We start from the raw sequence: 20673 nt of genomic DNA on the forward strand, positions 1-20673 counted from the left end.
ATCACTGGAGTGACCCCGATGACCGATACCGCGACCGCTCAGGACCACGACACCACTGCCGAGAGCTCGGCAGGTGCCTCGGAATCGGCTGCCCCCGAAGCGGCGGCGACCACTGCACGTGCTTCCGGTCGGCCGATCTACCTGGTTGCTGCAGTCGCCGTTGCAGTGATCGCTGTTGTGCTCGCCGCGGTGTTCGGCTACCTGTGGCACTCCGCTGCAGGCGATCTCGACGCCGTGCGGCAGCAAGAGACGGATCGGCAGATTGCATTGAACACCGCCAAGGACTACACGACCAGATCGCTGACCTACGACTACAACGACCTCGACGCGTTCTTCGTGAGCGTCAAGGACGGTGCGGCGCAACCGTTGCAGGATCGGTACGACGGCGTGAAGGATGCGCTGACGGCAATCATGACCGAATCCCAGGTGGTCGCCTCGGGCGAAGCGCTCTCGGCAGCAATCGATTCCGAGACCGACGGGGTGTACAAGATATCGGTGTACGCGCAGCAGCAGACCCGCAACGTGCAGTCACCCGACGGCGGTTCGGTGGACAACATCCTGGCGGTCACAGTCTCCGATCACGACGGGCGCTGGATCGTCGACGACTACGGTCCCAAGAACTGAGACCGTTTCGGCCGGTTACTGCTTGGTGGCGCTGACGAATTGGGCCAGTCCGTGGATGTCCTGTTCCATATCGGTCATGCCTGCGCGGGCGAAAATATCGGTGAACTGATTCTTCGGGAACATCCTGACGCCCGCCAGGCCGGTCCCGAAGCCCACCACCGAACCGAGCGGTGCCGGGCGTGGCTCGCAGCTCGTCATGATGGCGATGCGTCCACCCGGCCGTAGGACGCGAATCAACTCGTCCAGCATCGTCATCGGCTTCGGAACGAGATAGAGCGCGGCGTAGCAACAGACGGCGTCGAACGTTGCGTCCGCATACGGCAGATGTGCTGCATCCCCGCGCACGTATGCCGCACGTGGGCCTCGGTTGTCGCGCACTGCCCGGGCAATCATCGCCTCGGAGATGTCGAACCCAACTGCGAGCCCATCACCGGTGAGAGCCTCGGACAGAAACTTCGTGAAATTCCCTGGGCCACAAGCGACATCGAGTACACGCTGGTGGCCGCTCAAGCGAAGGTCGGCGACGGCTTTGGCACGCTCGGCCGACATCGACATGCCGGCGATGCCCATCATGGACACTCCGAACGGGCGCCACAGCTTTTCGTAGATCGCCGCCACCACAGGATTGTTCATCGCGATACTCGCAGGCGACGGGTTCGGGGCCGGAACGTCCGGCAACAATTCGACGTAACCGCCGTCGGTGCGTGCCACACCGCGCAGCATCTCCGGCTCGATCATCTCGAGGGCGCGGCGCAGTGCCGTCTCGGGCGACTCGCTCATCGTCGTGGCGGCCGGTCGCCGTAGTCGCGTTCGACGCGCAGGGTGCCGAGAGTCGTTGCCAGACCGTCGTATTGGGTGACCAGCAGCATGAACTCGAGGAGTCGACGTTCGTCGAACTGCGTCGTGAGCTCGGCCCAGGTGGTGTCGGTGAGTGTCTTGGTGGCGATGAGTTCGTCGACGGCGGTCAGAATCGCGCGATAGCGCGAAGACAGGCCCGGTGCGTCGGGTCCGATCTTGATCGACTCCAGCAGATCCCGGTCGATGCCTGCGCGCCTGCCGAGCCGAACGTGGTGGTCCATCTCGTACGCGGACTCTCGAAGGTGAGCCACACGCAGGATTACCAGTTCGGATTCCTTGCGCGATATCTTGCCGCCGGGCATCAGGTGCGCGCTGTAGAACAGCCATGCTCGGAACAGACCACCGGTGCGGCCGAGGGTGGTGAACAGATGTGGATTCGGCACGCCTGCACCCTTGGCGATCACCTTGCAGATGACCCAGTTGATGGGCCCGAGAGTTGTGGCGGTACCGGACGGAATGCGTGGTGTGGTCACAGCCACACCGTACCCACTGACAGGCCGGACGTCACCGGGCAGATGAAGGCTAGGCTATCCTCTTTGTGATTCGACACAATTTCCCCTCGGAGGACCCTTGACGAAGTTCCATGCCCGCATCACGGCCCTCGCCCTCACCGTCGCCGCCCTCGGTGTCACCGCGACGGCGTGTTCGTCCACCGAGGCCACCTCCGACGCCCACGGCAGTGCGACGCGATCTGTCGAGACCGTCCGGGGAACGGTCGACGTTCCGGAAACGCCTCTGCGCGTGGTCACTCTCGAGCCGGTCGAGCTCGACACCACCGTCGCACTCGGCGTCGTGCCCGTCGGCACCGCAGTACTCAGCGAAGCGAGTGGGGTGCCGTCGTACCTCGGTACGGAAGCGGCTGGCATCGCAACGGTCGGCACGGTGACCGAACCGACCGTCGAAGACATCGCGGCCCTGCAACCCGACCTCATTCTCGGCACCGAGACTCGGCACGGTGAGTACTACGACCAGTTATCCGCCATTGCGCCGACGGTGTTCATCGCTTCCCAGTCCGATCCGTGGCGCGAGAGTGTCCGGTTCGTCGGGCGCATTCTCGGTAGGGAGGCGAAGGCGGAGGAACTGCTCACCGCGTACGACGACCGGTGCGCCGAGATCGCCGAAAAGCACGACACCGCTGGGAAGACCGCGCAGTTGATTCGCCCCCGCGCCGGTGAACTGACGTTGTACGGGCCGTCCTCGTTCGCCGGAAGCACCCTCGAGTGCGCAGGCTTCACCACTCCGCCGCGGCCGGAATGGGCCGACGAGATCTCCGTGGACCTCTCGCCCGAGCTGGCGGCCGAGGCGGCAGCTGATCTGATCGTCGTGACGGCGTCGGACCCGTCGGATCCCGCGGCGATTCCGGCATCGATCTCCGCCAACGCGGGCGTGCTGCCGAATCCGCATGCGGTGGATCTGTCGTACTGGATCACCGGTGTCGGGCCCATGGGCGGGCAGACCGTGCTCGACGACATCGATCGAATCCTGTCGGATCGCGGTTGACACTTCAGATCCGGACAGCACCCGCCAGCGCCGCGGCCTGCCGGGCTCGCTCGACCACCCGATCTCGAGACGAATCGATATGTGTCAGAAGCAGTTCCAGTGCCGAGTCCAAGGTCCCGGCCAGAACGTGCTCGACGATGTCGATGTGCTGATCGATCGCCGAGACGACGGCCGTGGCATCGAGTCCGCCGAGTATTCGGACCGGGCGCACCCGAGAGTTGACGGTGCACAGGGCTTCGGTCAGAGCCGAATTTCCGGACGCGGCAAGCAAGGTGACGTGGAAGTTCTCGTCCAGCGCCACCAGGTCGTCGGTGGTCTCGGGAGGATGTGCGCGCAGACCGATCCAGGTGTCGAGCAGGTTCGACAGCGACTCTCGATCGACGGGGTGCGACATCGAGCGCGTGATGCCGCGGGCTTCGAGGGTCGAGCGCAGCTCGTACAGATCGGGCAGTTCGCCGAGCCGTGGGCGGTACGCATGAAGACCGGCGTCGTCTCGGGTGACGAGACCATCGGCCTGTAATCGCGCCAGCGCCTCGCGCACCGGAGTGCGCGAGACACCGTACAGCTCCGCGAGACGCTCCTCGCCGAGCCGTTCCGTGGAGCTGATGGCACCGGAAACGAGATCCCGGCGCAGTGACGAGTAGACCTTCTCGCGAAGGTCCTTGCGCGGCACGATGCGTCCGGTCAGATCGCCATGGCTGCGCGGACGTCCGCCTCGGAGTCGGTACCGCCCACTCCGGTGGACGTGATGCGGCCGGCCTCGAGGATGTAGTAATTCTGTGCGGACTCGAGTGCGAAGCCGATGTGCTGCTCCACCAACAGAACTCCGAGACCTCCGCGTCGGGTGAGCTCGATGACGGTGCGTTCGATCTCGGCGACGACCGACGGCTGGATACCCTCGGTCGGCTCGTCCAGGATCAGCATTCTGGGTTCGGTGATCAGTGCCCGCGCGATGGCCAGCTGTTGGCGCTGACCACCCGAGAGCAATCCTGCTCTGCGACCGAGCAATTCCTTCAGCGCCGGAAACAGATCGAGTGCCTCGTCGACGAGAGCTTTGCCGCGCTTGCGGCCGTCGGCTACCACCTGCAGGTTCTCGGCCGTCGTCAACTGGCCGAACGACTGCTGACCCTGGGGCACGTAGGCGAGTCCGCGTGCGACGCGCGCGCTGGGACGCAACGCGCTCACGTCCTCACCGTCGAACATGACCTTGCCGGAGTTGACCTCGAGCAACCCCACCGCAGCCCGCAGCAGAGTGGTCTTGCCTGCGCCGTTGTGTCCCATCACCGCGGCGACACCGTCGGCCGGGACCGTCAGCGACGCACCGTGAATCACTTCGCTGCGACCGTAACCGGTACGCACGTCGACCAGTTCAAGCATGATCGGCTCCTTCTTCTGCGATCTGGTCGAGTTCCTCGCCCGCAGCTGCGGTGCCGAGATAGACCTCTTGGACTTTCGGATCTGCCTGTACCTCGGCCACCGTGCCCTCGGCCAGAACGCGTCCGGCAGCCAACACCGTGACCGAGGTGGCGAACATGCGCATGAAGTCCATGTCGTGCTCGACCACGACGACGGTCCGCTCACCGCCGATGCGCTGCAGTAGCTGTCCCGTCTCCTCGCGCTCCTCGTGGCTCATGCCTGCGACCGGCTCGTCGAGAAGGAGGACGTCGGCGTTCTGTACCAACAGCATTCCGATCTCGAGCCACTGCTTCTGACCGTGCGCGAGAATTCCGGCCGGCTTGTCGCGTTCGGCCGTGAGGCCTATCGTCTCGAGAGCCTCTTCGATTTGCGGAAGCACCGATCCCCGACGACGCAACATCGTCAGCACGGAACGTCCGGACCCGGCGGCGATATCGAGGTTCTGCAGCACCGTCAGATTCTCGAAGATGCTGGCGGTCTGAAAGGTACGACCGATGCCGAGGCGGGCGATCTGATGCACCTTCTTGCCGAGCAGTTCGACACCGGACTTGGTGACCGAGCCGGTCGCGGGAACGAGTCCGGTGATGGCGTCGATCAGTGTGGTCTTGCCTGCGCCGTTGGGCCCGATGAGGAAGCGCAGATCGCCCTGCATCAGCGTCAGATCGACATTGGTATTGGCCTTGAAACCGTCGAAACTGACCGTCAGGTCGCGGACTTCGAGATACTGACTCGACATGCCGGCGTTACCGCCGAACGTCGGTTGCGGGCCTTCGACGTGAATCATCGTGCGAGTTCCTTCTCTGGCTCTTCGCTCGGTTCGGGGACCGGCTCGAGTTCCTTCTTTCGTTTGCGCAGTGCGAACAGTCCGGCGATACCGGCGGGGAAGAACCCGACGACCACCACGAACAGCAGACCCTGCGCATACGTCCAGCCGGACGGGAACTGCTCGGACAGTGTGGTCTGAGCCCAGGCGACGCCCAGTGCACCGAGAACCGGACCGAGCAGCGTAGTGCGACCGCCGATGGCGACACCGATGAGAAACGCGATGGACGGGACGATGCCGACGTCGTTGGGGGAGATGATGCCGACGATCGGAACGAACAGTGCCCCGGCCAGTCCCGCGAAGAATGCCGCGGCCACGTACGCCACGATCTTGACGTTGGCGGGGTCGTACCCGAGGAACCGGACGCGCTCCTCCTGATCGCGTACCGCAACCAGCAGTTCGCCGTATCGCGAGTACATCAGCTGGCGGGTGATGGCCACGACCACGAGCAGTACACCTGCAGCGATGAAGAACAGCATCTGCTTGTTCGCTGGGTCGTTGAGATTGAACCCGAAGAACGTGCGGAATCTGTTGAGGCCGTTGGAGCCGCCCGTGGTCTGCTGGCCGATCAGCAGGATCGCGAAGGCCGCGGCGAGAGCCTGGCTCAGGATCGCGAAGTACGCGCCCTTGACCCGACGCTTGAACACGCCGAGACCGAGCACCAGCGCCACCAGGGCCGGCACGAACAGGATGCCCAGGATTGTCGTGATGGGCGAGGTGAACGGCACCCAGTAGGACGGCAGTTCACGAATTCCGGCGATCGACATGAAGTCCGGTACGTCGTCCCCGCGCAGATCTGCGTCGGAGATCTTCAGATGCATGGCCATGATGTAGGCACCGATGCCGAAGAAGACGCCCTGACCCAGGGTGAGCATTCCGCCTCGGCCCCAGGCCAATCCGATTCCGACCGCCACGATGGCGTAGCAGATGAACTTGCCGAGCAGATTCAATCGGAAGTCGCTGAGGACGGCAGGAGCGACGGCGAACAACAGTATCGCGGCGATGGCGAATCCCAGTAGGGCACCGCGCTTGGCGATGAATTCGCTCATACCAGGCTCCTTGTCTTGACGGCGAACAAGCCTTGCGGTCGGGCCTGCAGGAAGATCACGATGAGAACGAACACGATGACCTTGGCGATCGAGGCGGTGGTGCTGTATTCGATGAACGAGTTGAGGATCCCGAGGGCGAACGCCGCGATGACCGCACCCTTGATCTGGCCGAGGCCGCCGACGACGACCACCAGGAAGGCGTCGATCAGATAGCTCTGTCCCACAGTGGAACTGGTGGAACCGATCAGGGTGAGTGCGACGCCTGCGACACCGGCCAGGCCGGAACCGAGGAAGAACGTCGAGATGTCCGTCCTGCGGCTCGAGATGCCCGAGGTCTCCGCGAGATCGCGGTTCTGCACCACCGCGCGGATGCGTCGACCCATCGCGGTCTTCTTCAGTGCCACCGACAGTGCGACGACGGCGACGATCGCGAGCACGAGAATGAAGATTCTGGTCTTGGGAACCACGGCACCGAGGATGTCGACGCCGCCGCTGAGCCATCCAGGGGACACGACGTTGACTGCCGGAGCACCGAAGATGTCGCGGGCGAGCTGCTGCAGGATGAGCCCGACACCGAACGTGACGAGCAGGGTGTCCAGTGGGCGGTGGTACATGCGCTGAATCAGCGTGACCTCCAACAACACTCCCATTGCGCCGCCGACGAGGAAGCCGACGACGAGTGAGATGAACAGTGATGCGCCGCCGGTGGAGACGATCTGCTGCACCACATAGGCCGTGTACGAACCGGCCATGATGAACTCGCCGTGCGCCATGTTGATGACGCCCATCTGACCGAACGTCAGTGAGAGCCCGAGGGCGGCGAGCAAGAGAATGGATCCGATCGACAGGCCGGTGAACAACTGTCCGATCACGACGTCCATGGAGGGCTCCTTCGGAGCTCGTGCGCGTTTTGCGTAGCCACAGCTACGCAAAACGCGCACGAGGGATGGTCAGTTGAGGTCGGCGGCCCAGTCGTAGGTCTCGAGGAACGGGTCGGGTGCAATGGCCTCGGGGGATTCCCACACCGTGTAGATCAGTCCGTCGGCGCGAATCTCACCGATGCGCGCGGTCTTGGAGATGTGGTGGTTGTCGCCGTCGATGACGACCTCGCCCTCGGGGGCGGCGAAGCTGACGCCGTCGGCTGCGGCCTGAACATCTGCCACCGCGAAGGAATCGGCCTTCTCGACGGTGTTCTTCCACAGGTATACCGAGGTGTACGCGGCTTCCATAGGGTCCGAGGTGGGCTTGTCGGCACCGTACTTCGCCTTGTAGTCGGCGACGAACGTGGTGTTCTCCGGGCTGTCGACGGTCTGATAGTAGTTCCAGGCGGTCAGCTGGCCCTCGATGTTCGCGGCACCGATGCCCGCCACCTCTTCCTCGGCGATGGACACCGAGATGACCGGCATGTCAGCAGCTTTGAGGCCGGCGTTGGTGTACTCGCGGAAGAATGCGACGTTGGAATCACCGTTGAGAGTGTTGAACACCGCATCGGCGTCGGCGGAGCGCACCTTGTTGACGATCGTGGAGAAGTCCGTCGAACCGAGTGGGGTGTAGTCCTCACCCTTGATCTCGATGCCGTTGGCGGCCGCGTACGCCTTGATCTCGCGATTTGCGGTCTGGGGGAACACGTAGTCGCTGCCCACCAGGTAGAGGGACTTGACGCCCTTCTCTTTCAGGTAGTCCAGCGCCGGGATGATCTGCTGGTTGGTGGTGGCGCCGGTGTAGAAGATGTTCTTCGACGCCTCGAGGCCCTCGTACTGCACGGGGTAGTAGAGGAGTGCGTCGTTGTCCTCGAACACCGGCAGCATCGCCTTGCGGCTCGACGACGTCCAGCCGCCGAACACCGCTGCGACACAGTCGCTGCTGATCAGCTTCTCTGCTTTCTCGGCGAACACCGTCGGCTCGGATGCGCCGTCCTCTGCGACGATCTCGATCTGCTTACCGTTGACGCCACCCGCCGCGTTGATCTGTTCGACGGCAAGTGCGATCGAATCACGCACTGTCACTTCGCTGATCGCCATCGTGCCGGACAGGGAATTGAGCGAGCCGACCTTGATGGTGTCGCCCGAGGTGTCCACACAGGAGGTGGACGCGCCTCCGCCGCCCTCGGCGGAGGTGGTGTCGCTCGCCTTGCTCCCGCAGGCGGTGGCGACCAGGCTCAATGCAGCCAGCGCTGCGGGAACGACCATGACGCGTTTGACGGACACGCGCTTCGAGACAGCAGGCATCTACGGCCCTTTCGGAAGTTTGTATACAGAGTTGTATTCGCGATTGCGAACAGTAAAGGGCAAGTATTGCGCTGGTATGTTCCGCGGTGACGAGTCTGTTTCCCGCGTAACGCTGACGTAAAAGCATCAATATGACAACTACGCTTGACATTTTATGACAAGCAGAGTTGACTTTTGGCATGCCGGGAACGAATACCGTTCGCGAGCATCGCAAACTGGCACGCATCACCCAGGCCGAACTCGGCACCATCTGTGGGGTGAGCCGGCAGAGCATCGTCTCCGTCGAAGGCGGCGACTATGCCCCGAGCGTGTACCTGGCGTTGCGATTGGCCCGCGCACTCGACACGACGGTGGAAACACTGTTCGGAGACGAAGGAGACACGCAATCATGAGCGCATTCGTCAGAGCGGCTCGATTCGTAGGCGACCTCGACGACGAGTTCTACGCCGACGAGCTGCAACGCGACATCTGGAACGAGGCCTCGGCCGTCGGATTCCAGTCGTTGTTGTGGATCGGATTGATCACCGGTGCGGTCCTGCCCTTTGCGGCGGGTGTCACCGGGGCGTGGGTGGCGATCGGGGTCATCGTCGCGCTCCTCGTTGTCGCCTATGTCGTTGTGGGGTACGCCCGGGCTCGGGGGATCGACATGTACACCGTGCAGGAGTTGCGACGGCCCCGGTTGGCGGTCGGCGCGGTGCTGTATTTCCTGGGCTTCGGTGGAGCCGGGATTCGGCTACTGGTTCATTACGGCGGCGGCAGCTTCGGGTCGGTGTTGTTCGGGGCCGCGATCGGTGTGCCGTTGGGACTCGCGGCAGGAGTCATAGGGATCAGGAACAGGCGGCGGCGGGTGCGAAACGCCGAGCGCGCCGCGGAGAAGGCCGAGCTCATGAGATTGCAGACGGAGGACTGATTCGGCCCGCGGGAGTGGCTGCGCTCGGTTTTACACGGCGAATGGATACGTAAAGGTCTCGGTTCGATCAGTCCGTTCGCAGATTCGAAGCACGAGGGGTATGTTCTGACCGATGACATCGAGATTTTCCGGTGTCGGCGCTGTTGGCGGGCTGTCCGGACGCGAGTTCGTAACGTGAACGGCGATGCACCCGATGAAGAGAGAGGCTCGGTTCGAGGCCGATGACGATGTGTACGACCAATCCGTCTTTCGTCGCGCCACGAAGTACCAACGAGACCACGTCGGACGTTCACCTTCGGGTGGAGCAAGCTAACAGGGAAGTCGAGGCCGTGCGCAGAGACAAGAGTTACCTCAGACTCGTCGGGTCGAGCACGCCGCAGCCCACCATCGAGGTTCTCGGCGGACCCAAGACCATCACCGTTCACGTCGACAACGTCATCCCGGGCCAGATGTGCGAGGTTCTGCACAACGGCATGCTGACGCTGAGTCACCGCGTCATCGTGGACGAGAACACTTCGAGCATCGAGATCACCACGTTCGCCCTCAAGCCGGGCGAGTACAACGTATCTCTGCGCCTGGACGGACGACTGGACTGCGTGACCGAGGCGCAGACCGTCGTCGTCGGCGAGCACCTCGAAGTTCGACGCAGCTCGTAGGCTCGGCCGTCAGCCGAGAGTGCGCACCGAAGGCTGGTGCTGGGTGATGCAGTGGATGCCCCCGCCTCGCTCGAAGAGCGGCCGCGCGTCCACCGTCACCACTTTTCTACCCGGGTAGGCGTCTCGCAGTATTGCCGCCGCCTCGTTGTCGGATGGGTCGTCGTAGCTGCAGGCAATGACGCCGCCGTTGACGACGAGGTGGTTGATATAGCTGTAGTCGACGAAACCGTCGGCGTCACGCAGCGTCTGTGGAGCCGGCACCTCGACGATGTTCCAGTCCTCACCCGAGCCGCTGTGAGTGGCACGCAGGGTATCGACGATCAGTGCGCTGACCTCGTGATCGGGGTGAGCCTGATCACGTTGCCGGTGTACCAGAACAGTTCCCGGCGACGGAATGGCCGCGACGATATCGACGTGACCCCGTGTGCCGAACCGCATCGAATCCCGGGTCAATCCGCGGGGTAGCCAGATGACGTGCTGCGCACCGATGGTTCGCGCCAGCTCCGCCTCGATGTCCGCTTTCGACAGGCCTGGATTGCGCCCTGGGTCGAGCTGCACGGTCTCGGTGATCAGCACCGTCCCTGCGCCGTCGACGGCAATACCGCCCCCCTCGTTGACAATCGGGGACGTAACTCGTTGCACTGCAGCCTGATTCGCTACGAACTCGCCGATGCGGCTGTCCTTGTCCCATTGCGCCCAGTCCTGTGCGCCCCAGCCGTTGAAGATCCAATCGATCGCCGCGACCGATCCGTCGTCGGCATGAACGAACGTCGGACCGATGTCGCGCATCCAGGCGTCGTTCAACGGTGCCTCGACGACCTCGACGTCGCGGGAGAGGTACGTCGCTGCCACGGCACGCTCGGCCGGATCGACGACGACGGTCACCGGCTCGAACTCGGCAACCGCATGCGCGACGGCGGCCCAGGTGGAACGGGCCTCGTGCTTGGCCTCCGGATCGTCGCCGAGTGAGTAACCCTCGCACGGGAAGGCCATCCACACCTTGTCCTGCGGCGCGGTCTCGGACGGCATCGTGAACGTCGTTGCGGCGGTGTTCATTTGATCACCGGCGTCGCGGGGTGTCCGTCGCCGTACGGTGCGTCGGTGCGCACCGGATCGGTCAGGCGACCGTAGGTGTCGGGTCTGCGGGTGAGCAGGAACGGGAACAGCTCCAACCATTCTCGACGCTGATCGAGGTCGAGATCTGCAACGAGGACCGCCGGTTCGTCGCGAGGTGCCTGAACCAGGACGCGGCCGTAGGGATCGGAGATGAACGACGAACCGTAGAAGGTGATCTCACCCTCGTCGCCGCAGCGGTTCGGCACCACCATGAACAGGCCGTTCGAGATGCCGTGGCCGACGATGACGTGCTGCCACAGGGGCTGGGTGTCGAAGGCGGGGAACGACGGCTCGGATCCGATGGCCGTCGGATACGCGAGAATTTCTGCGCCGCCGAGTGCGTAACTGCGTGCGACCTCGGGAAACCATTCGTCCCAGCAGGTGGGCAGGCCCACTCGGGCGCCGCCGAGTTCTTGCGGTGCGTAGACGGGGTACGGGTCGTCGGCCGGACCGGCCCGAAAGTAGGTGTCCTCGTAGTAGCCGGCCGAGATGGGGATGTGCAATTTTCGGGTTCGCGCCAGCAGTTCGCCCGTCGGCGAGACCATGATGGCGGTGTTGAAGCCCAATCCGTCTGCGGCCTCGGACTTCTCGTACAGCGAGGCATGCACCACGATGCCGTTCGCCGCGGCGGCCTCGGCGGCGAGAGCGAACGTGGGGCCGGTGAGCAGATCCTCGGCCTCGCCGCCCGGGTTCGCTCCGGCGCGAGTGTCGGCGGGGTAGCGCAGCAGAGTGATCTCGGGCAGGAAGACGACCTCGGCCCCGAGCCCGGCGGCGGTGGAGATCGCTTCGATCAGTTCTGCTTTCAGCGCGGCGGCGTCGGGATTCCAGCGATGCTGCACCAGTGCGACGCGGAGCGGCGCTCGATCGGTCGGGGTGGTGCGAATCGGGGCCTCGGGGGCAGTGAGTGCGGTGATCGTCAGCATGGAACCTCCGATAAAACGAATGTGATTCGTTAAGTATTGTCGATGTCGATCGGAACCGCAAGAGGAAGAAAGGTGTGCACCGTGGGGAGACCGTCTGTGTCACTGTTGGACACCGAACGAATCACCACTGCCGCCCTCGCGCTGGTGGCCGATAGCGGTGGCTTCACCATTCCGCTCCTCGCCAAGAAACTGGGCGTCAGCCCGTCGTCGTTGTACAACCACGTGTCGGGTCGCGAAGAGATAGTCGAGTTGTTGCGCGAGCGCGCGATGTCCGAGGTCGCGCTCCCGGGGCACGGGCTCGATTGGCGTGAGACCGTCGCGCAGATCGCCCGCGCGTACCGCGACAGCTACGCCCGCTACCCACGTCTGATACCGCTGCTCACCGAGCATGCGGTCAACAGCGCCCATGCCTTCGGTATGTACAACGCATTGGCAGATGCCTTGTCGGCGGCCGACTTCGGACCCGCCGACGTACTCAACATCATCACCGTTCTCGACAGCTTCGTACTGGGCTCGGCGCTCGATCTGGCGGCACCGGAAGCCCCGTGGCGGCCCAGTGTGGAGGTCGGGCGCGCGCTGCGCGCAGCCCTCGACACCGCGTCCTCGAAGTCCTCCCGCTCCGACGAGGCCTTCGAGTACGGACTCCGTGCGCTGCTGGCCGGATTCGATCCTGTGGCCTCGGACGAGCTCGACGGTTAGTTCATCGGCAACAACCGCAGGCGCACCTTGACCTTGACGCTACGTCAATGCAGATCATCGAAGCATGAGTCGCATCCGTGTTGCTGTCCCGCTGTACATCGGTGGCGCGTCGTTGTCGCTTTTCGGCAACTCGGCCATCACTATCGTCCTGCCCTGGTTGGTGCTGGCGACGACCGGAAGCTTGGCGTCGGCAGGTCTGATCGCTGCGGCGGCGGGCATCGCAGCGGTGCCGGCAACGTTCGCCGGCGGTCGACTGATCGACCGATTCGGGGCACGCAACGTGGCCGTCGTCTCCGATCTCGGCAGTGCAACTGCGGTGTTCGGCCTGATCGTGGTGAGTGCGACGGTGGGGTTGTCGGTGCCATGGTTCGTGGTGCTGGGAGTGGCAGGCGCTGTCTTCGATGTGCCGGGCATGACGGCTCGTCAGGCGATGCTCGCCGACGTCGCGTCGATCTCGGGGACGTCGGTCACGGCGGTGGCCGGGTTCTTTCAGACCGGTTTCTCGCTGGCGTTCCTGGCCGGACCGGCTCTGGCGGGTCTGCTGTTGAGCATGCTGGACCCGATCGATGTCGTGGCCGTCACCGCCGCCTCGTCGTCGGCCGCTGCGGTGCTGACTGCGTTGGTTCCGGTCGTGGGGCAGGCGTTCGCGGCCGGTGCCGCGGGGTCGGGAAATGCGCTGGACCTGATCCGTCGCACGCCCGCACTGCGGGCGATGCTGCTTTTCGCGTTCCTCGCGAGTCTGGTCACCCCGCCGATGATCAGCCTGCTGCTGCCCGGCCACTTCAACGAGATCGGTGAACCCGGGCAGCTCGGCCTGGCCATGTCGGCGTTCGCCGTCGGTGCGTTGGCGGGGTCGGCCTTGTTCGCTTTCTTGGCCGCCCGATCGCGACGGTCCACGTTCGTGACGGGAATGGCTGCGATGACGATCGGCATCTGGCTGTTCGCACAGCTGCAGGGGTTCTGGATCGTCGCGGCCGGGATGCTCGTGATGGGTCTCGGATCCGGGCTGTTCGGTCCGATCTGGAATGTCTACGTGGCAGAACGCGTCCCCGCAGACGTTCGGGGGCGCGTCCTCGGCTGGCTGAACATGAGCGGGCTCGTGGCCGGTCCGATGGGGTTGGGACTGATGTCGGTGGTGCTCGTCGGCGGCGATCTCGGTCTCGGGGCCGTCGTGATGGGAGTCGGATGGACCGCTGTCGCTGCCTACGCCGTGCTGAGTCCGGGTGCGCGCGAGCTGACCGAACCGGTGCCGCACTCCGCCGGAGTGGACGGTTGATCGGCAAGAATGGTCGCCATGCTGCGTATCGGTGAGCTGGCTTCCTACGTGGGAGTGACGACCCGAACCGTGCGGTTCTACCACCAGCAGGGGCTGTTGGACGAGCCGCAACGCGACACCTCCGGTTACCGTCTCTACGACGGGGAGGCAGTGCTGCGGCTGTCACGTGTTGTTGCGCTAGCCTCGGCCGGTGTGCCACTGGCTCGCGTCCACGAGCTGCTCGACGCCTCACAGGAAACACTCGACGTTGCCTTGGTCGAGATCCACGCCGACCTGAACCGCAGGATCGAACGTCTGGAGAAGGATCGCGACCGACTCGGGCTGTTGCGTGCAGGCGATGCACTGGTCCTTCCCGATCTGATCGTCGGCCTGATCGAGCACCTGCGCGACGCAGGCATCGACTCCGGAGTGGTCGATCACTATCGCGACGCCTGGGTACTGACGTATGCCGTCTATCGATCCAGGCTCGATCCCTGGCTGGAAACGGTAGGCGGCGGCATGCTCCGAGACCCGGGATATCTGGCACTCATGGTGCGATCGTTCCGAGCAGCCGAGCTCGAACCCGAGGATCCACGGATCCAGGAGCTCGCGGACGACACGGTCGAATGGATGATCGACACCTGGGCGAGTGACGCCCGCGAGTGGTCGTTCGAGCGCGGTCTCGACGACCCTGCGGCCAACGCACTGCTCGCGGAGCAGTGGGCCGACCGCCCTGCCTGGGTGCGCATCACCGAGCTGATCGTGCAAGGCCTGCAGGAGCGCGGAATCGAGCATCCCCCACCCTGACGAAAGCCAGGGGGGATCGTCAGTCTTCGACTATCAGTGACGGAGTATCGCGGCGGAGAATGTTGCCCTTGAAGAATTCCGGCTTGCGCAGCGCTACCGCCGCCATGATGACGAGGCCGAGAACGATGATCCCCACGCCGATGAGGAAGACCATTCCGATGCCGAACAGTGATGAGCCGCTACCGAATTCGGGGTCCCAGGCATCGACCGAGGTCTGCACGAACACCACTGCCATCCCGACCCCGCCCAGTAGCGGTGCCAAGAACTTGAAGAAGACGTTGCGGGTGCTGGTGAACAGCTCCTCGCGGAAGTACCAGACACAGGCGAATGCCGTGATGCCGTAGTAGAAGCAGATCATCAGTCCCAGAGCGGCAATGGTGTCGGTGAGAACGTTGTCGCTCACCACCCGCATCACGGCATAGAACCCGGCCGACGCCCCGCCTGCGACGAGTGTCGCGAAGCCCGGGGTGCTGAATCGCGGTGTGATGGAGGCGAACCGCTTGGGTAGTGCCTGGTAGTGACCCATCGCGAGCAGAGTACGGGCCGGCGAGATGAACGTGGCCTGCAGCGAACTGGCGGAGCTGCTCAACACGGCCAGGGACAGCAGGATCGCGAACGGCCCCATCACCGGCCCGGCGAGGGCGGCGAACACGTTGTCGGTGGTGTCGGGATTCTGCAGTCCGTTTCCGGTGTCGCCGGTGCCGGCGAACAGCAGGGTTGCCACTGCCGTGAGCAAGTAGAGCACGATGATGAAGAACACCGTGACCAGCGCTGCGCGGCCGGGAATCTTTGCGCTGCCGGAGGTTTCCTCGTTGACCGTCAGGCAGACGTCCCAGCCCCAGTACATGAAGATCGACAGCGACAGGCCGGCCGTGAACGCCGAGAAGCTCGGGATGCCGAACGGGTCGAACCAGTCGAGGCTGAACGAGATGTCCTGCGCCCCGTCGCCTGCCCCCACCTTGACGAATGCGGCGATGATGAACCACGCCATCACCAGCAACTGGAACCCGAGCATCGTGTACTGGACGCGCTTGGTCTCCTGCATACCTCGATAACACAGCCACGCCGAAAGGGCCATGAACACCAGGCACGTGACGATGTTGACCAGTTTGTTGCCGGTCAGGTCGGCCAGCGAATCGTTGCTGGTGACCTGGGCGAGGAAGAGGTAGAAGAAGTCGACGGCCACCCCGGCGAGGTTCGAGAGCACGATGATGGTGGCGGCGATCAGGCCCCATCCGCCCATCCAGCCGACGTACGGACCGAACGCCTTCGAGGCCCACGTGAACGACGTGCCGCTGTCGGGCTCGGCAGCATTGAGCTCTCGATAACCCAACGCCACCAACAACATCGGGATGAAGCCGACGATGAAGATCGCGGGAAGGTGTACACCGACCTCGGTGACCGTCGGCCCGAGCGATGCCGTCAATGCGTACGCGGGTGCGATGGTCGAGATTCCCAGCACCACACTGGCGAGCAATCCGAGCTGGCCGGCCGACAGGCCCTTGGACTCGACGTCGACTACCTTGTGCTCATTCATCGTCGGCCTCCCTCGGAACAACGATCATCGGAACGGGAACGACCCGAAGCATCTTGGCGGCAACCGATCCCAGGAACAGGCGGTGAGGCTGCGCGAGTCGAGACGACCCGACCATCAACACGTCGCCGTCGTGCCAGTCGAGCGAAGAAGCGGCCTTCTCGATGCCGGAGCCCTCCGCCACCCTCAGCTGCACCTCCGATCCCGCGGGCAGTTCCGCTTGCACGATGCGCAATACTTCCTCGGCCTTGGCGAGACCACTCTGTCCCCGTGTCGATTGGTCTTCGGTGGACACGAGGGAGAGCAGGCGCAGCGGCAACTCCGCGGTGACGGAGAGGTCGGTGGCTGCCTCGACGAGTTCTGCTGCCCCAGGACGATTTCCGATGGCGCAGGTGATCTCCCGGATCCGCTGCGGCGGAGAGTGTCGATACCCCCGCGGAGCCAGTGCGAGCGGCACATGTGCCACGTGCAGCAGATCGCTGGTGACGGTGCCGATCGAGTGGCGACCGAGCAGACCGTCACCGGCCGCGCCGACGACGATCATGTAGGCGTCGCACTCGTCCACACAGTCGAGCAGGCCCTGTGCGAACGACTCGTCGAACAGCAGGTGTGCACTTGCCTGTACGTCCTCGGGCACCAGTTTCAGTGCCTCGGCCAACCACTCGGTGGCCTGGTCGATCAGGATGTCGTCGTACGCGGCCTCGACCGGCGCTTTGGACGGCACCGGCCGCTCTTGGGGCAGCACCAAGCAGATGTCCAGCGATGCCTGCAGAGAACGCGCGAGCGTTGCGCCCAGGGCGATTCCGTCCGCTCCACTCGGTGTTGCCTGGTACCCCACGATCAGACGCATGGGCGGACCTTCCCTGAAGTCGGTCGAGCTAATGGCAGGTGCTACCGGGATCGGTGTGGCACGACTTCGGTTCCGACGGTGTTACGTCGAGCGAGGGGTTTCGATCGAAGAATCCGAACGGCTTGAGCCAGAAGGAGACCGTGTCCGCGGGCATCACCGGCCAGTCCTCCGGCCGAGTGATGTGGTGGATGCCGAAGGTGTACCAGACGACGACATCGGTGTTCTCGATGCTTCGATCTGCCTCGGTCCACTCCGGAAGCCCGTGGTCGACGCCGCTCTGGTTGACGAACTCGCCGCTCGGCCAACGCTCGTCGGGCGAATTGGGGGTGACCCAGACGGTGTGACCGATCACCTGGGCGCGCTGGAAGATCGGCGACGCGGGATCGAACATGGACGGGATCGCCGCTCCCGGAACCAGCTTGTAGGCGGGCCGGGTGCCGAGGCCGTTGGTGACGTTGTCGTTGACGACCTTCCACGCCTTCTGGGTGTTCCAGTCGTAATCCTGCTTGCCCTCGGACTCGGTGGTCAGCGGAGTGTTGACCTGAGTCAGCGCGAGACCGTACGGATTGTCGGGGCCCATCGGAACGCGTTGCGTCTCACTGGAATACACGGTGTTCTCGGTGCCGTCGATGTCCAGATCGAGCCGAGCGACCAGGAAGTGCTGGTGATAGGGCGCGTAGGTCCGGTTGTCGACCAACGTTCCCGACGGATGGGAGCCGCCCTCTTCGAAGTGGGTGACGACCATGATGCCGGTCGCGCGAACCTCGCACTCGATGTTGCCGTCCTGATAGAACCGCCAGTAGACGAGGTACTCGTAGTTGGCGACGGTGGCGTGGAAGCTGACGGTGAGGCGGCGCATGCGACGCACCTCGGCTCCGGCGTCGTGATCGACGTGCTTCCACAGCACCGCATTGTCTTCTTCGTGGATACAGATCGCGTTGGTGATCGTGTACGGCTCGCCCTTGCTGTTGTGCAGCACCGCGTCGAGGTAGCGGATCTCACCGAGACAGTCGCAGCCGAGCTCGAGCGAGGTGGTCATGAAACCGAGACCCCACTCGCCGATGTCGAACGCGGTGCGCCGATAGTGATCCTCGGTGTGATCACGATATGGAACGACCATCTCCGCGAACGACATTCGATTCGCGACGGATCGTACGTTCCCGTTGTCGTTGTAGGTGACGGCGTGCAGCGTCATACCCTCGCGATAGTTGAATCCCACCCGCAGCGACCAGTTCTGCCACGTCAACTTGTTGCCGTCGAGCTCGAACGACGGTCCGTCGGACTGCGTGATCTCGAGAGGCTTCAGCGGCGGACGCGTGCTCGCATTCCTGATCCGCTCCGGGATGTGGCGAGGGACGTACTCGCCCATGATCTCCGGACGCTCGACCCGGTACGTGTCCTCGATCTCGAGCAGTTCCATCGTGTTCACGTCGATGACGCAGTGGAATCCGCCCACCGGTCCGGCGTAGGGATTGGCACCCTCCGCCGCCTTGACCCAGGTATCGGACCAGCCGAGGCGTCGTCCCTTGTACTTCTCCGGCGTCACCGCCTCGCCGTAGGTCCAGGTGTCCATGAACACCAGGTCCAGATCGGTGATGCCTCGATCGGCAAGGGCCGCAATCACATCGGGGTGGGCGCGCAGAGCCGCGTCGGCCTCCTCCCACTCGTCTACGGTGAAGTTGGGCTGCACGTCGGGAATGTGTGTCCACGATTCGGTGGTGCGATCGTCAAGCGACACCACGGCCTTGAAGGTGGTGTTCTCGTTGCGGTTCAACACCACCGAGACTGCTCGACGTGCGGGCACGGTCCCGTCCGCATCGAATGCGGCGACCTCGGCTTTGGCCGGTTCGATCATTTCGATGGAGGCGTAGCGCCAGCCGTCGCCGACACCGTGATCGCGGCCGAGAACCTCGGCCACGGCGGCGAATTCGTCGCTGGAGAGGGGATCGAGGGGGTGACGGTGTCTTTGAGGTGCGGTCATGCGATGGTCTCCGTCGAGCTCATGACGTGCTTGATGCGGGTGTAGTCCTCGACGCCGTAGGCAGAGAGATCCTTGCCGTAACCGGAGTACTTGAAGCCGCCGTGCGGCATTTCGGCCACCAGCGGGATGTGGCAGTTGACCCACACGGCACCGAAGTCCAGGGCTGCCGAGATGCGCAGTGTACGTGCGTGATCGGAGGTCCAGACACTCGATGCGAGTCCGAAGTCGACGTCGTTGGCAAGAGTGATCGCCTCGGCCTCGTCGGTGAACTTCTGCACCGTCAGCACCGGGCCGAACGTCTCCTCCTGCACGATGGGATCGGACTGCTGCACGCCGGTGATGATGGTGGGTTCGAAGAAGAAACCCTTGTCGCCGATGCGCTTGCCGCCGGTGACGATGGTGGCATGCGCGCCGATGCCCTCGACCTTGGCGCTCACCTGACCGAAGTGGTTGACGTTGTTCAGTGGGCCGAGGAAGGTATCGGGGTCGTCGGGTAGGCCGACTTTCAGTGTCTTCGCCTTGGCGACAAGGGCATCGACGAGGGTGTCGTGCACCGACTCGTGCACCAGAACGCGGGTGACGGCGGTGCAGTCCTGACCGGCGTTGAAGAACGCGGCTTCGGCGATGCCGTCGGCTGCCTTGGCGATGTCGACGTCGTCGAACACGATCGCCGGTGCCTTGCCGCCGAGTTCGAGGTGCGCCCGCTTGAGCTGCTTGGCGGCCGCCACGGCCACCGCGATGCCGGCGCGGACGGAGCCGGTGATCGATACCAGGCCGGGAGTCTTGTGCTCGACGATCGCGGCACCGGTGCCGCCGTTGCCGAGGACGACGTTGAGCACGCCGTCCGGAACGATGCCCTTGGACAGCTTCGCGAGCACCAACGTGCTCTCGGGAGTGGTGTCACTCGGCTTGAGCACGATGGTGTTGCCGGCGGCCAAGGCGGGCCCGATCTTCCAGATCGCCATCATGAACGGGTAGTTCCACGGGGTCACCTGGCCGACGACACCGATCGGTTCGCGGCGCACGTACGAGGTGAAGCCGTCCATGTATTCGCCCGCCGACTTGCCCTCGAGCATCCGGGCCGCGCCGGCGAAGAATCGGATCTGATCGGCGCCGACCGTGACTTCCTCGGCGGCGATGGTGGCCTTGGGCTGACCGGTGTTGCGGCTCTGCGCCTCGACGATATCGTCGCTGTGCGCCTCGATGGCGTCGGCGAGCTTCAGCAGCACTTTCTGCCGTTCACTCGGCGTCGTCTTGCCCCAGGTCTCGAATGCGCTGGCGGCGGCCGACATTGCGGCCTCGACGTCGGCCGCGTCGGAGATGGGGGAGTGGGCGACAACCGACTCGTCCACCGGATTCACCACCTCGAGCATCTCGGTGCCCGAGGGCGTCACGAACGCCCCGTCGATGTAGTTCTGCAGGACAGGCACCGTCATCACTCGAA

The 20673-nt window shown here is 64.2% G+C and carries 22 protein-coding genes; 8 read left to right on the top strand and 14 right to left on the bottom strand.

Features of this window, described 5'->3' with window-relative positions; all coding sequences use genetic code 11:
• Window positions 1-18 precede the first annotated feature (18 nt).
• Window positions 19-624, top strand: coding sequence for a hypothetical protein (locus tag CH275_RS24640; RefSeq protein WP_094680779.1), 606 nt, complete (start codon window positions 19-21; stop codon window positions 622-624).
• 15 nt (window positions 625-639) lie between these two features.
• Here the strand turns inward: CH275_RS24640 and CH275_RS24645 are convergent, their stop codons facing one another.
• Both CH275_RS24645 and CH275_RS24650 read right to left on the bottom strand, forming a co-directional pair.
• The gene (locus CH275_RS24645; protein ID WP_094680780.1) at window positions 640-1404 is read right to left on the bottom strand and encodes a class I SAM-dependent methyltransferase; all 765 of its coding nucleotides are present in this window, start codon (window positions 1402-1404) and stop codon (window positions 640-642) included.
• Window positions 1401-1961, bottom strand: a complete 561-nt coding sequence (locus CH275_RS24650; protein ID WP_094680781.1) for a carboxymuconolactone decarboxylase family protein — start codon at window positions 1959-1961, stop codon at window positions 1401-1403. Before CH275_RS24650 ends, CH275_RS24645 begins: the two co-directional genes overlap by 4 nt.
• 91 nt (window positions 1962-2052) lie before the next feature.
• Here CH275_RS24650 and CH275_RS24655 point away from each other — a divergent pair, with 91 nt between their 5' ends.
• The gene (locus CH275_RS24655; protein ID WP_094680782.1) at window positions 2053-2982 is read left to right on the top strand and encodes an ABC transporter substrate-binding protein; all 930 of its coding nucleotides are present in this window, start codon (window positions 2053-2055) and stop codon (window positions 2980-2982) included.
• Window positions 2983-2986: 4 nt separating this feature from the next.
• Here CH275_RS24655 and CH275_RS24660 read toward each other — a convergent pair whose 3' ends face one another.
• From CH275_RS24660 to urtA, 6 genes are all read right to left on the bottom strand, one after another.
• Window positions 2987-3655: a GntR family transcriptional regulator gene (locus CH275_RS24660; protein ID WP_094680783.1), complete on the bottom strand. Its 669-nt coding sequence runs from the start codon at window positions 3653-3655 to the stop codon at window positions 2987-2989.
• An 11-nt stretch (window positions 3656-3666) separates the two neighbouring features.
• Complete coding sequence (urtE, locus tag CH275_RS24665; protein WP_094680784.1) at window positions 3667-4359, bottom strand: urea ABC transporter ATP-binding subunit UrtE; 693 nt, start codon at window positions 4357-4359, stop codon at window positions 3667-3669.
• The gene (urtD, locus tag CH275_RS24670; RefSeq protein ID WP_094680785.1) at window positions 4352-5182 is read right to left on the bottom strand and encodes an urea ABC transporter ATP-binding protein UrtD; all 831 of its coding nucleotides are present in this window, start codon (window positions 5180-5182) and stop codon (window positions 4352-4354) included. Before urtD ends, urtE begins: the two co-directional genes overlap by 8 nt.
• Window positions 5179-6270, bottom strand: coding sequence for an urea ABC transporter permease subunit UrtC (urtC, locus tag CH275_RS24675; protein WP_094680786.1), 1092 nt, complete (start codon window positions 6268-6270; stop codon window positions 5179-5181). The genes urtD and urtC overlap by 4 nt, the downstream gene beginning before the upstream one ends.
• Window positions 6267-7151, bottom strand: coding sequence for an urea ABC transporter permease subunit UrtB (gene urtB, locus CH275_RS24680; RefSeq protein ID WP_094680787.1), 885 nt, complete (start codon window positions 7149-7151; stop codon window positions 6267-6269). Before urtB ends, urtC begins: the two co-directional genes overlap by 4 nt.
• 69 nt (window positions 7152-7220) lie before the next feature.
• Window positions 7221-8498, bottom strand: a complete 1278-nt coding sequence (urtA, locus tag CH275_RS24685) for an urea ABC transporter substrate-binding protein (protein WP_094680788.1) — start codon at window positions 8496-8498, stop codon at window positions 7221-7223.
• A 179-nt stretch (window positions 8499-8677) separates the two neighbouring features.
• Here urtA and CH275_RS24690 point away from each other — a divergent pair, with 179 nt between their 5' ends.
• From CH275_RS24690 to CH275_RS24700, 3 genes are all read left to right on the top strand, one after another.
• Window positions 8678-8890: a helix-turn-helix transcriptional regulator gene (locus CH275_RS24690; RefSeq protein WP_094680789.1), complete on the top strand. Its 213-nt coding sequence runs from the start codon at window positions 8678-8680 to the stop codon at window positions 8888-8890.
• Window positions 8887-9408, top strand: a complete 522-nt coding sequence (locus CH275_RS24695; RefSeq protein ID WP_094680790.1) for a hypothetical protein — start codon at window positions 8887-8889, stop codon at window positions 9406-9408. The genes CH275_RS24690 and CH275_RS24695 overlap by 4 nt, the downstream gene beginning before the upstream one ends.
• Window positions 9409-9737: 329 nt before the next feature.
• Entirely contained in the window at window positions 9738-10064 is a 327-nt protein-coding gene (locus CH275_RS24700; protein ID WP_143546870.1) for a hypothetical protein, read from the top strand.
• Between the two features lie 9 nt (window positions 10065-10073).
• On the opposite strand, the gene CH275_RS24705 is transcribed toward CH275_RS24700, so the two are convergent.
• Together CH275_RS24705 and CH275_RS24710 are read right to left on the bottom strand one after the other, a co-directional pair.
• Entirely contained in the window at window positions 10074-11120 is a 1047-nt protein-coding gene (locus CH275_RS24705; protein WP_094680792.1) for an agmatine deiminase family protein, read from the bottom strand.
• The gene (locus CH275_RS24710) at window positions 11117-12103 is read right to left on the bottom strand and encodes a nitrilase-related carbon-nitrogen hydrolase (protein ID WP_094680793.1); all 987 of its coding nucleotides are present in this window, start codon (window positions 12101-12103) and stop codon (window positions 11117-11119) included. The genes CH275_RS24705 and CH275_RS24710 overlap by 4 nt, the downstream gene beginning before the upstream one ends.
• A gap of 81 nt (window positions 12104-12184) precedes the next feature.
• Here CH275_RS24710 and CH275_RS24715 point away from each other — a divergent pair, with 81 nt between their 5' ends.
• From CH275_RS24715 to CH275_RS24725, 3 genes are all read left to right on the top strand, one after another.
• Complete coding sequence (locus tag CH275_RS24715; protein WP_179276327.1) at window positions 12185-12802, top strand: TetR/AcrR family transcriptional regulator; 618 nt, start codon at window positions 12185-12187, stop codon at window positions 12800-12802.
• 64 nt (window positions 12803-12866) lie between these two features.
• Window positions 12867-14078 carry an MFS transporter gene (locus CH275_RS24720; protein ID WP_094680794.1) on the top strand — a complete coding sequence of 404 codons (1212 nt, stop codon included), beginning with the start codon at window positions 12867-12869 and terminating at the stop codon, window positions 14076-14078.
• A gap of 18 nt (window positions 14079-14096) precedes the next feature.
• Window positions 14097-14864: a MerR family transcriptional regulator gene (locus tag CH275_RS24725; protein WP_179276328.1), complete on the top strand. Its 768-nt coding sequence runs from the start codon at window positions 14097-14099 to the stop codon at window positions 14862-14864.
• A gap of 19 nt (window positions 14865-14883) precedes the next feature.
• On the opposite strand, the gene CH275_RS24730 is transcribed toward CH275_RS24725, so the two are convergent.
• From CH275_RS24730 to CH275_RS24745, 4 genes are read right to left on the bottom strand one after another with little or no spacing between them, the layout of a single operon-like run.
• Window positions 14884-16401: an APC family permease gene (locus CH275_RS24730; RefSeq protein ID WP_094680796.1), complete on the bottom strand. Its 1518-nt coding sequence runs from the start codon at window positions 16399-16401 to the stop codon at window positions 14884-14886.
• Complete coding sequence (locus CH275_RS24735; protein ID WP_094680797.1) at window positions 16394-17248, bottom strand: universal stress protein; 855 nt, start codon at window positions 17246-17248, stop codon at window positions 16394-16396. The genes CH275_RS24730 and CH275_RS24735 overlap by 8 nt, the downstream gene beginning before the upstream one ends.
• Before the next feature lie 28 nt (window positions 17249-17276).
• Entirely contained in the window at window positions 17277-19229 is a 1953-nt protein-coding gene (locus tag CH275_RS24740) for a primary-amine oxidase (protein ID WP_094680798.1), read from the bottom strand.
• Entirely contained in the window at window positions 19226-20665 is a 1440-nt protein-coding gene (locus CH275_RS24745) for a gamma-aminobutyraldehyde dehydrogenase (protein WP_094680799.1), read from the bottom strand. The genes CH275_RS24740 and CH275_RS24745 overlap by 4 nt, the downstream gene beginning before the upstream one ends.
• Between the last annotated feature and the right edge of the window lie 8 nt (window positions 20666-20673).

Origin of the sequence: Rhodococcus sp. 06-235-1A (assembly GCF_002258785.1) — a bacterium.
Lineage (GTDB): Bacteria > Actinomycetota > Actinomycetes > Mycobacteriales > Mycobacteriaceae > Rhodococcoides.